Below are 11,683 nucleotides of genomic sequence, written 5' to 3'. Positions count from 1 at the left end.
GCGATTACTTCTTGAACGGATCGATGGTGCGGATCGAGCCATCGGGATTGAAGGTGAGCTCGGTCATCTTCGCCGATCGCAGATGGTTGCGGTTGGACAATTGCGTATCGTGGTAGACCAGCTGCCACGTGTTGCCGACCTTCAGGATCGAATGATGCGTCGTCCAGCCTTGCACCGGCAGCAGGATCTTGCCCTGATAACGGAAAGGGCCAAGCGGGCTGGTGCCGGTCGCATAGGCGATGAAGTGCGTGTCGCCGGTCGAATAGGTGAAATAGTATTTGCCGCCGCGCTTGAACATCCACGAGGCTTCGAAGAAGCGCCGGTCGTGATCGCCGCCGAGCAACGGCTTGCCGGCTTCGTCGAGGATCGCGACGGCGCGCGGGGGCGCGGCAAACTGCTTCATGTCGGGCGTCAGCTTGGCGACCTTGGGCATCAGCGCGGGCTTGCCGTCCTGCTTGAGGTCGGTGTCGCCGGCGTTCGGATCGAACCTGCCGGTCGCCCAGCGCTGCAATTGGCCACCCCAGATGCCGCCGAAATACATGTAGCTCGCGCCGTCGGTATCGGTGAACACCGCGGGATCGATCGAATAGCTGCCCTTGATCGGCATCGGTTCGGCCTTGAACGGACCGACCGGCGACTTCGACGTCGCGACGCCGATCCGGAAGACGCCCTTGGCGTCGCGCGCGGGGATGTAGAGGTAATAGGTGCCGTTCTTGTACGCGGCGTCCGGCGCCCAGCTCTGCTTCGACGCCCAGGGGATGTTCTTCACGTCGATCGCGACCGGATGGACCGTCACCGGTCCGCCGACCCGGTCCATGCTGAGGACGCGGTAGTCGTGCATCGCGTACTGGTTGCCGAGATCGTCGTCGGGGATGCCCGCGTCGACGTCGTGGCTGGGATAGATGTAGATCTTGCCGCCGAAGACATGCGCGGACGGGTCGGCGGCGTAGATCTCACGAGTCAGCGGTTGCGCGCGATACTGTTTGCCGTCCGGGCTGACCGTCGATCCGGTCTTGGGCGGCGTCGATTGCGCGCCGGAGATCGTCGCGGTGAGCGCGATGGCGGCCAGGGCCACGCCGGGGAACAGACTGTAGCGCATTGCGGATCGGTCCTCTCTCTGTACCGCCTGCTCTCTATGAAGCCTGTCGGTGAATATCGATACCGCTACCATATGCCCGGTATCGCCATTGGGCAAGCGTTCACGCCCTACGGCGTAGAATTCATTCCCGAGTTTCGGCGATCTCCCTCGGCGCTCGTATTTACGGTACGCTTGGGCGAATCTTGCCGCGCCGGTTGCGGTCCCCGATCGTTGCGCTAACACCCCTGTCATGACAGTTCATTCGCCAGCGCCAACTCGCTCCTCGCGCCGCGGAGGCTCGACTCCCACCATCAGCGATGTGGCGGCGCGCGCCGGGGGTTCCCCGATGACCGTCTCGCGCGTGATCAACGGCGAGACCAACGTGCGGCCCAAGACGCGCGAGACGGTGAATGCGGCGATCGCAGCGCTGAACTATGCGCCCAATCCCGCGGCGCGCAGCCTAGCCGGGGCAGGGCAGACGCGGATCGGTCTGTTGTACAGCAATCCGAGCGCAGGCTTCTTGAGCGAATTCCTGCTCGGCAGTCTCGAACAGGCGAGTCGCCGCGATGTGCAGATCGTCGTCGAGAAGTGCGAACTGGGCGATCACGAGCTCGAGGTGACCCGACACCTGATCGAGGGCGGGATCGACGGCATCATCCTGCCGCCGCCGCTGTGCGAAGCGGCCGGCGTTCTCGACCTGCTTGCCAAGGCCGGCATCCCGGCGATCGCGGTGGCGACGGCGATGCCATCGGCGGACCAGCTGGCGATCGGCATCGACGATCGCGAGGCGGCATCGATGATGACCCAGCACATCATGGACCTTGGCCATCGGCGGATCGGCTTCATCACGGGCGATCCCAACCTGTCGGCCAGCGCCCAGCGCTATGCGGGCTATACCGCCGCGCTCGAACAGGCGGGATTGCCGTTCGATCCGAGCCTGGTCGCCGACGGCCTGTTCACCTACCGCTCGGGGCTCGACGCCGCGGAGCAACTGCTCGCGCTCGAAAATCCACCGACCGCGATCTTCGCGTCCAACGACGACATGGCGGCGGCAACGGTGGCGATCGCGCATCGACGCGGCATCGACGTGCCGGGCGACCTGACGGTCTGCGGATTCGACGACACGACGCTGTCGACCGCGATCTGGCCCGAGCTCACGACCATTCACCAGCCGATCGCGGATATGGCGCGTGCGGCGGTCGATCTGCTGGTCACGGCCATTCGCCAGTCGGGCAGCGGCGCGAAGATCGAACGCCACCAGACGCTCGATTTCACCCTGATCCGGCGGCAGTCCGACGCCGCGCCGCGCCGGAGGCCGCGCGAGAGCCGCACTTGACGCGCGCACCAGACTTGATAGCGATACCATAGAGACGCGGATCGGCCGATCGATACCAGCGCCATTGTTGAGGATTGGGTGTGATCGAACCGACGCTAGATCCTCGCAAGGACCGGCACCACGCCGGTGGACGCGGCTGTCGATCCGCCGCGCCACGGCCGTCGCGGTCGCCCGCATGATCGGCGTTTCCGAAACATCTGGACGACTGGCCACATGCTGAGGCCGCGTCCGCACACCATCACGCAACATGCACAAATCAGCCGATAATAACGGCATTTAGGAGGGGTTATGTCGGAGAGTATCAGAGGATCGGGCGGATCGGCGGTGAACTACGGTTTCATCACCGCGATCGTCGCCGTCGCGACCATCGGCGGGTTCATGTTCGGCTATGATTCGGGCGTGATCAACGGCACGCAAAAGGGGCTCGAAGCGGCCTTCGCGCTCGGACGGCTCGGGATCGGCGTCAATGTCGGTGCGATTCTGGTCGGGTCGGCGATCGGTGCATTCGGTGCCGGCCGATTGTCGGATGCGATCGGTCGCCGCAGCGTCATGATGCTGTCGGCAGTGCTGTTCCTGGTATCGGCGCTGGTCGCGGGCGCGGCGGGCTCGTCGGCGATCTTCATTCTGGCGCGGATCATCGGCGGCCTCGGCGTCGGCGCCGCCAGCGTCACCTCGCCGGTCTATATCTCCGAAGTCACGCCGGCGGCGATCCGCGGGCGCCTGTCGAGCGTCCAGCAGGTCATGATCATCTCGGGCCTCACCGGCGCGTTCGTCGCGAATTTCGCGGTCGCGCGCTATGCTGGCGGCTCGACCGCCGAGTTCTGGCTTCACCAGTCGGCGTGGCGCTGGATGTTCTGGTTCCAGGCGATCCCGGCCCTGGTCTATCTGATCGCGCTGACGGTCATCCCGGAAAGCCCGCGCTTCCTGGTCGCCAAGGGGCGCGACGAGCAGGCACGCACTGTCCTGACCCGGCTGTTCGGTCGCGAGGAGGCCGATCGCAAGGTGATCGAGATCCGCAATTCGCTCGCCAAGGATCACCACAAGCCCAAGCTGTCCGATCTGCTCGACAAGACCACCGGCAAGGTCCGGCCGATCCTGTGGGCGGGCATCGGTCTCGCGATCTTCCAGCAGTTCGTCGGCATCAACGTCGTGTTCTATTACGGCGCGGTGCTGTGGGAGGCCGTGGGCTTCACCGAGGACAACGCGCTCCAGATCAACATCCTGTCGGGCGTCCTCTCGATCGCGGCGTGCCTGTTCACGATCGCGACCGTCGACAAGATCGGCCGCAAGCCGCTGTTGCTGGTCGGTTCGGCGGGCATGGCGGTCACGCTGGCGATCGTCGCCTATGCGTTCTCGACCGCGGTCACCGACGCGGCGGGCGCGGTCAGCCTGCCGGGTCACAACGGCCTGATCGCGCTGATCTCGGCCAACCTCTACGTGATCTTCTTCAACGCAAGCTGGGGCCCGGTGATGTGGGTGATGCTCGGCGAGATGTTCCCGCAGCAGATCCGTGGTTCGGGGCTGGCGGTCGCCGGTTTCGCGCAGTGGATCGCCAACGCGGCGATTTCGGTGAGCTTCCCGGCGCTGGCGGTCTCGCCGGGGCTCAGTGTGACGTATTTCGGCTACGCGTTCTTCGCGGCGGCGTCGTTCTTCTTCGTGAAGGCGATGGTCAACGAGACGCGCGGACGCGAACTCGAAGACATGCAGGGGTGATCCTCGCGGGAGGGCTTCGGCCCTCCCGTTGTTTCAGGGGATAACGATTATCGGTCGAGCAGCATCCGCTCGATCTGTGCATATCGCTCCGCTCAAGCGTGCCCAACACGTCGCTTTAGTACGCGGCCTTGGCGTCGCGCGGTCGCGCTGCGTGTCACCGGATTACGGGCCGGTATCCGCACGGTTCGGCGGCGGATTTTCCTAATTTTTCAATGCCCGTCGCGTTTGACGTAGGTGAAACCGTTAACGATTGTAATTTATCAGCTATCCCGAAAGGGAAGCCCGTGCGTGACTATCTAGAGAAGGCTCGGCTTGACGCTTTGCACCAGCTCAAGCTGCTCGATACGCCGTCGAGCGAGAGCTTTGATCGTATCACGCGCATGGCCAGCCAGATTTTCGGGCTTCCGGTAGCGGCCATTTCGCTGACCGATCGCGATCGACAGTGGTTCAAGTCGCGGGTCGGAATCTCTCACGACTCGATCACGCGACGAAAGGCGCCGTGTTCGCAGGTCGCCGAATCGACGAGTCCGCTGGTCATCGAGGACTTGCAGGCGGACTGTTTTTACGCCGAAAGCCCGTTGGGTCTTGCCGGCACCCGGTTCTACGCGGGCGCACCTTTGGTAACGCGCGACGGCTATGGTCTCGGATCGCTTTGCGTGCTCGGCACCGAGCCTCGGCAAGCGTCCCCCGCCGAAATGGCCGCGTTGACCGATCTGGCTGCGATGGTGATGGCGCAGATCGAACTGCAGCATGCCTTTGGCCGGATCGATCCGATCAGCGGCATGCCCAACCGCAATCAGTTCTGCGAGGATCTGGTCGATCTGGCGCGCGATCACCGCGGCGAGCAACGCCTGGTGGTCGTCGTCGATCTGGCGCGCGACGAGCAGATCAACCGGATCATGCGCGTGATGGGCGGCAAGCGCGTCGACGAGTTGATTCGGGAGGCGGCACTCTCGATCCGGCAGGCGTTGAGTTCCTCCCGTGTCGCCTATCACGTCGGCCCGGCGCAGTTCGCCTTTCTGGGGCCACGCGATGTCGACCAGGACGCGTATATGGCGGTGCTGGCATCCGCGTTCGCGACGATCCGGGCGTCGTCGTCGGCCCGGTTCGTGACCAACGTCGCGATCGGCGTTCGCGCGTTCACGCTGGGTGACGCGGCGGCCGACGACGTGTTGCGCGCGGCGGCCAGCGCGGCGCAGGATGCCCGGCAGGTGGATGGTGCGATCGCGCTGTATTCCCCGGCCAGCGACATCGCGCATCGCCGTCAATATACGCTTTTGCAGGACTTCGGGACCGCGCTCGAAGCCGGCGATCAGCTTCGGCTGATGTTTCAACCGCGTGTCGAACTGGCGACGCGGCGCTGTATCGGCGTCGAGGCGTTGCTGCGATGGCGGCACCCGGTGCTCGGTGAGATATCGCCCGCCGAATTCATCCCGATCATCGAGCACACGTCGCTGGCCCGACCGACCACGCAGTGGGTGCTGGACGCGGCGATGGACCAGCTCGTCGGCTGGAACGAGGCCGGCATAGGCGTTGCGGTTTCCGTCAATATCTCGGCCGCCAATCTCGAAGAGACGGACCTGATCGAACGCATCCAGCTGGGGATGCTGCGGCGACAGCTGCGCCCCGATCAACTCGAGATCGAACTGACCGAAAGCGCGATCATGGATCACCCCGAGCAGGCGCTGGCGATGCTAGCGGAACTGGCGACGGCGGGCATCTGCCTCGCGATCGACGACTTCGGCACGGGGCATAGCAGTCTCGCCTATCTGCAGAGGCTGCCGGCGCAGGTGGTCAAGATCGATCAGGCGTTCGTGCGCAACCTCCGTGCGACGAGCGGCGCGGACTTCGTGCTCGTCGAGACGATGGTCGGCCTTGCCCAGAAGCTGGGCTACCGCGTCGTCGCCGAGGGCGTCGAAAGCGAGGACGCGGCCAACGTCCTCGCGCATATCGGGTGCGAAGAGGCGCAGGGCTTCCTGTTCGGGCGACCGATGGACGCGTCGAACTTCGTACGGTGGCTGTCGAGTTCGGATACGGGGAACGCGCCGATCACCAGCGCCGCCTGAGGCGCGTGCCACTGTCGTCGGCCGGTCGGGCGCAGGGCGATAAATAGCGTTTGTCGGCAGGCGCTGGTCGCTCCGAGGGGAATCGAACCCTTGACCTCTACAGCCCTTGCCATCGAAGCGGAGGGGGCAGGTCTTCGGCTGCGTAGTCGATCTGGAGCACGCGTCGGCGACGTGGTGGATCGGCTGCGCGCGAGCCGTGAACTATCGGCGTCGCGTAGAGCCAGACATCGCCGCGGTTCGCGCGGCACAGGCGCTCGCCGCGCTCCTCGACGACATGCTCGATGCTCGCTTCCGGCAGGTGACCGAGCCGGTGGGAGCCGGGTGCGATGCGGAGCGGGGCATTCGTGGCGTCGATGGGATCGAGGTGGACGCGGATCGTGACCATCCTCTCCAGCAACGCGAAGGGCGGTTCGACCTGGACGAGTACGGCCTTCACCGTCCAGGGGCCGAACCCGTCGATGGCAGCACGCTGCTCGACGACGATGGTGCGATCCTGATGCCAGCCGAGCGCCCAGTTCCGGGCTGGCGTCTTGTCGAACAGCACGGCTCGGACGGGGCGTGCGTTGGGCCCCAGGGCATATCCGGCGATGCGGCCAATGGGACCGTCCACCGCGAGCATGCCGCGCAGGGCAGGGGCGGACCCGATCCGCACGCCGGGGACGTCGCGGGGTAGGTCTGCCACGGCCTGTTCGATCGAAAGACACGCGGCAGGATCCAAGGCTCCCGCAAAGATCTGCGCGCCGTCGTCTTCGAAGCGCAGATCGGTTTCTACGGGTTGGGCCTGGGGATTCATCACGTCAGGCTGGCGGGTTGCCCGACCCGCCATTGAGAGCACCGGGATGTTTGTGGGCATCGGCGGAGGAGCTTCGCGCAGGCGTCGCGTCGGCGCTGCTGCCGGCGAGCATGCCGTTCAACGAGCTGCCGGTCATGCCGAGTTCGGCCATCAGGCCATCGATGAGCGGGCCACCGACGCGGTAGCGCATCGCCGCTGCGACCGCGGCATCAGCGAGATTGCCCTGACCGCCGCCGGATGCGCCGTCGCTGCTCCCGTCGCCGTGTAGCCCTCGGGCATCGAGGATGCTGATCTTGTCGATGTTCTCCATCGGCTTGCTTGCCGCGGCGATGATGGCAGGCAGCGCTTCGAGCATCGCGCGGCGGATCAGCAGCGCTGTCTGCGCGTCGCTCAGCAGGTTAGTCGCCTCGTTGATCGATGCTTGACCCGCCGCATCGACCTTGAACGCTGCCTCGCGCCCTTCCGCACGGGCCTTCTCGGCATCGGCTTCGGCAGTCGCTTCGGTGCGCAGGGCACTGGCGCGGGCCTCTGCGGCTTCCTTATCGGCGGTTGCGGCGACGGTGATGCCGACCGCCTCTTCCTGCGCGCGCTGGGTGGCGGCGATCACCGCGACGTTCTTGTTGCGGTTGGCGATCTCGGTCGCCTTGGCAGTCGCGACGCTTTCCTCGGCGCGGACGGCGAGCGCACGCGCCTCGTTGGCGGCGGCAGTCGCGGTCGATTCCTCCTCGGACTTCTGCGCGGTCTGCACCGCCGTCGTGATGCGTGCGATCTCGATCGTGCGGTCGCGTTCAATGGTTGCGGTCTGGATCGCACCGTCGCGGGCGATCGTCGCGGTCTGGATCACCTTGTCGGCTTCGGTCTGCGCGACGGTCTGCGCCTGGCTGGCGGTGATCCGCGCGATTTCGGCGAGACGGGTCTGCTCGGCTTCGGCGGTCGCGATCGCGGTCGCCTGTTCGGCGCGGCGGGCGGACAGCGTCTGCTCCTGCGTCAGGCGCGCCTGCTCTGCGGCCTGCGCGATCTCGAGCGACTGGTTGTTGGCGTCGAGGTTACGCTGCTCGATCTCGACGCGGTTGGTCGCGACGATGTCGTTGCGGATCTTCTTGCGCTCCTCGATCGTCCGCGTGAGCACGGTCAGCCCCTCGGCATCGAACGCGTTGTTCTCGTTGAAATGCTCGAACGCGGTCTGATCGAAATGCGTGATGCTGACGGACTCGAGCTGGAAGCCGTTCATGTCCAGGTCGGTCATCAGCGCCTCCTGCACCTTCTGGATGAAGTCGGCGCGGTTGGCGTGGAGGTGCTCCATCGTCATCGTCGCGGCCACCGATCGCAACGCCGAGACAAGTTTGCCGTCCAGCAGCGACTTCACCGCATCGGGGCTGTTGACCGAATCGCCGAGCGTCTGCGCGGCGGCGGCGATCGATTCCGCGTCGGGCTTCACCTTGATGTGGAACAGCCCGACGACGTCGACGCGCAGCTTGTCGAGCGTGATCAGCGCGTCCTTGTTGAGACGCGACACCTCCAGCTTCACGGTGGTCAGGCGGACCTGCATCAGTTCGTGCAGCACCGGGATGACCATGATGCCGCCGTTGAGGACGACCTTCTCGCCACCGAAGCCGGTGCGGATCAGCGCCACGTCCTTGGTCGCGCGCCGGTATAGCCGGGTCAGGATGATGCCGATCACCACCAATGCGAACAGCACGATGCCGGCGTAGATCAGGACGTTCAGAAGCTGTGCGGGCATGAAACCCTCCCCGGTTATGATTGTGGTCGGATCGACTGCAGAAGCGCGTTGGCGTCGGGCAGTGCGTAGAAGAGTTTGCCGTCGCGGCGGACGATCAGCGCGGTCTCGCCGGTGGCGATCGCGTCGTCGTCGTCATGCGGCTCGACCATGATGAAATGCGCCTGCCCGTGTTGGTCGACGATCTTCGCGCGGGCCGGCGATCCGCGACGCGCGGTGCCTTCGAGGATGGTGCCGCGGCGGCGCAGGAAGTCGTCGGTCGAGATCACGCTGGTTTCGAAGCCGGGCATGATCCGGGCAAGGCCGTTGGCGGCGAGCGTGTTGAGCAGGCTGCCGACGATCAGCGCGCCACCCGAGGCGACGCCCCAGTGCAGCGGGCCGCCGATCAAGGCGGTCGAACCCTGCTGGATGGCGATCCCGGCCAGCGTGAAGCAACCAAGCAGAGACGTCAGCCAGATCAGGATCGGCAGTTCGTGGCCAAGTCCGAGCCAGTCGAGCACGCCGCCGCCATCGGCTTCGGCATGTACGTCCGCGTGGAGATCGAGATGGCCGAGCCCAAGACCGATGGCCTCGATCAGTCCGATCCCGATCATCACCACGAACGCGATCGCGAACGGCACGTAGGCGGGCGTCAGGAAGATCGCGAACATAGGCCGTAGTGCTGGTTCGGGTTCTGCATCGGCGAATGGGTAGCGGACAGATGATAACGCTTCGTTGCGAAACGCCGGCCGATCCGGTCTTTGCACGCCATGTGTCGATACTCCCCGGAGCAAGGCTAGCCCTACGCCGAGGCATTCGCAACGCGGGCCGAGGGAAACCGGCCGGGTTTGGATTCATCCTCTGCACAGGATCTGCACGACAAGCGAACGGATCGCACACGGACCTCGCGATCCGACGCTCACGGGACCGCGGCAAAGCCGATCCTCGACGCCCTGTTCGTCACGCGCCGGGCGATCTGGAATAACGGATCGGCACGACTGGCGTCGATTGCCGCCGCCGCGTTCGGCATGGTGCTGGTCGACGATCCAAGCGTTCTCGAATGGCTTCTGTTTTGGACCGCGGTATCGCTTGCCGCACTCGTGCCACGCCACGGGCTCGACGATGCGCTGGCTTGGTCGCGCAGGCTTGGCTGGCAGGCGATGTCGGCCGTTATTGCGCCGTTGAAGGATGCTGTGCGACTGTCGCTGGTCAACCAGCATCGAGAACTGCCCTCCGATGGCGTGCGCGCAATCGGGGCTGTCGTCGCGTTGCCTTTGATGGGCGGCGGTGATCCTTGCGCTGTTCGCAAGCGCCAATCCGCTGATAGGTCAGGCGTTTTTGCGGATTGTTCTCTGGATCCGCGGTCGGTGACGTGGCGCACGCTGTTTGCATTTTTCGTGGTGGTCACGATCGGGGCAAGCTTGCGGCCAAGTCCGCCCCCGACGTGGGCGTCGCGTTTAGATGATTGCTCGATCGGCACGGCGTTCGAGCCGGGCGTGCCCCACCCCGCAGGATTCGGTTCGTTCGACGGCGCAAGGGATACTGCCGAAATGCCCGCGCTGACCGATCATATGAACTCGCGCATGAGACATTGACGAGCGAGGCCGGACAGCATGAACTGCCGACATGGGAATAGTCGCGTTCAGGAAGGGTTGGGGGTGGTTGCTGCTTGCGGCACTCACGCTCTCGACGATCGGCGACGAAATTTCGCTGATCACCCTGATGTTTCGGACAGCGGGCGACCGAACCGCTTTTGCCGTGCCGATCCTGCTGGTGGCCCAGTTGCTGCCGGGTCTGCTCGTCACGCCGTACATCGGCCGCCTCGTCGATGCGCACGATGCGGGCAAGCTGCTGGCCGGTGCGGCGCTGGCGGATGCGATGGTCCTGTCCTGGATGGCGTATCATCCCGATCCGGTCTCCACGATGCTCGGTGCCGGCGTACTCAGCATCCTGTTCGCGGTCGGGGGAACGGCGACCTTCGCATTGATCCCGGTGCTGGCCACCGGGCTGGGAATGACGTTGGCGCGTGCGAACGCGGTGCTGGAGTTCGTGCGCAGCGCCGGAATGCTTGCCGGGCCAGTCGTCGGCGGCGCGCTGGTGGCATGGGGCGGCGCAGGCAACGCGTTGCTGATCGATGCGGCGAGCTTCGCGTTGCTGGCTGTGGTCGTGCTGGGGAGCGGGTTGCGGCGGCCGGTCGAGGTCGATGTGGATGCCGATGCGGATGACCGAGCCCGGACGCTGTTTGCCGAGTATCTGCCGGTGCTGCGCCATCGGCGGATCGTGATCATGATCGGTGCCCTCGCATTGGGAGTCTTCGCCAGTGCGATTGCCGATGTCGCGTTCGTGTTCCTGGTCACCGTTTCGCTGGCGGCGGGTGCGATGGCGTTCGGGCTGCTCACCGCGTGTTGGGCGGGGGGAATGATGGCGGGCGCGGCGGCGGCCGGGGTTTGGCCGATGCTCCGCCCGGCCCCACTGGCCTTTGCGTCCGCCATCGTGATGGGCGCGATGATGCTGGCGATCGGCGTAGTAGGCGGGATTGCCGGCATGACGATGACCTCCGGGCTCGTCGTTGTGGGGATCGCCTTCGTGATCGGCGGTGCGGCGAATAGCGTGCACAACGTCGCGGTGCGGACGATGCTGCAACGCGAGGCTCCTGCGGGCGCACACGGCAAGGTGGCCGCGATCTACAGCGCCGCGACGAGCAGCGCGGGTATCCTCGGATATATGGCCGGGGGGATGTTCATGCCGACAGGGGCGATCGACGCCTATCTGCTTGGTGGCGCGCTCGGCGTCGTAGCAGGAGGTGTCGGCTGGCTTTTGTTCACGGCGTCGAGGTCGAAGGATGCGTGATCATGTCCTGGGCCGACCGAGAACGGGCCGGCGGTGCGGGCCTTGAGCATCTCCATCGCACGTACGCTGAGGATCGACCTGCCGGGCTGGTCCAAATTGGCCGATCGAGGCGATGCCGGGCACTCTTCGA

General features: G+C 65.5%; 9 protein-coding genes. 5 read left to right on the top strand and 4 right to left on the bottom strand.

Translation table 11 applies throughout. From position 1 onward, the window contains the following. Positions 1-4 precede the first annotated feature (4 nt). On the bottom strand, positions 5-1,099 hold the full coding sequence (locus tag C8J47_RS12595) for a glycoside hydrolase family 43 protein (protein ID WP_121885969.1): 1,095 nt from the start codon (positions 1,097-1,099) through the stop codon (positions 5-7). Positions 1,100-1,328: 229 nt separating this feature from the next. Here C8J47_RS12595 and C8J47_RS12590 point away from each other — a divergent pair, with 229 nt between their 5' ends. From C8J47_RS12590 to C8J47_RS12580, 3 genes are all read left to right on the top strand, one after another. Continuing rightward, the gene (locus C8J47_RS12590; RefSeq protein ID WP_121885968.1) at positions 1,329-2,414 is read left to right on the top strand and encodes a LacI family DNA-binding transcriptional regulator; all 1,086 of its coding nucleotides are present in this window, start codon (positions 1,329-1,331) and stop codon (positions 2,412-2,414) included. A 288-nt stretch (positions 2,415-2,702) separates the two neighbouring features. Then, positions 2,703-4,127 carry a sugar porter family MFS transporter gene (locus C8J47_RS12585; protein ID WP_056047701.1) on the top strand — a complete coding sequence of 475 codons (1,425 nt, stop codon included), beginning with the start codon at positions 2,703-2,705 and terminating at the stop codon, positions 4,125-4,127. A gap of 284 nt (positions 4,128-4,411) precedes the next feature. Beyond that, on the top strand, positions 4,412-6,193 hold the full coding sequence (locus C8J47_RS12580; protein WP_121885967.1) for a GGDEF and EAL domain-containing protein: 1,782 nt from the start codon (positions 4,412-4,414) through the stop codon (positions 6,191-6,193). Positions 6,194-6,290: 97 nt separating this feature from the next. Here C8J47_RS12580 and C8J47_RS12575 read toward each other — a convergent pair whose 3' ends face one another. From C8J47_RS12575 to C8J47_RS12565, 3 genes are all read right to left on the bottom strand, one after another. After that, on the bottom strand, positions 6,291-6,875 hold the full coding sequence (locus C8J47_RS12575) for a phytanoyl-CoA dioxygenase family protein (protein ID WP_259467527.1): 585 nt from the start codon (positions 6,873-6,875) through the stop codon (positions 6,291-6,293). A 115-nt stretch (positions 6,876-6,990) separates the two neighbouring features. Next, positions 6,991-8,727, bottom strand: a complete 1,737-nt coding sequence (locus C8J47_RS12570; protein ID WP_259467526.1) for a flotillin family protein — start codon at positions 8,725-8,727, stop codon at positions 6,991-6,993. 14 nt (positions 8,728-8,741) lie between these two features. Further along, positions 8,742-9,374, bottom strand: a complete 633-nt coding sequence (locus tag C8J47_RS12565) for an OB-fold-containig protein (protein WP_121885965.1) — start codon at positions 9,372-9,374, stop codon at positions 8,742-8,744. Positions 9,375-9,551: 177 nt separating this feature from the next. Here C8J47_RS12565 and C8J47_RS12560 point away from each other — a divergent pair, with 177 nt between their 5' ends. Further along, entirely contained in the window at positions 9,552-10,298 is a 747-nt protein-coding gene (locus tag C8J47_RS12560; protein ID WP_121885964.1) for a hypothetical protein, read from the top strand. A gap of 67 nt (positions 10,299-10,365) precedes the next feature. After that, positions 10,366-11,553 carry an MFS transporter gene (locus C8J47_RS12555; protein WP_259467525.1) on the top strand — a complete coding sequence of 396 codons (1,188 nt, stop codon included), beginning with the start codon at positions 10,366-10,368 and terminating at the stop codon, positions 11,551-11,553. The last annotated feature ends 130 nt before the right edge of the window (positions 11,554-11,683 follow it).

It is taken from the genome of Sphingomonas sp. PP-F2F-G114-C0414 (assembly GCF_003688595.1).
In the GTDB taxonomy this organism is placed as follows: Bacteria; Pseudomonadota; Alphaproteobacteria; order Sphingomonadales; family Sphingomonadaceae; genus Sphingomonas.
Note: the sequence above shows the minus strand (reverse complement) of the source record. Positions and strands in the feature narration are given on the sequence as shown.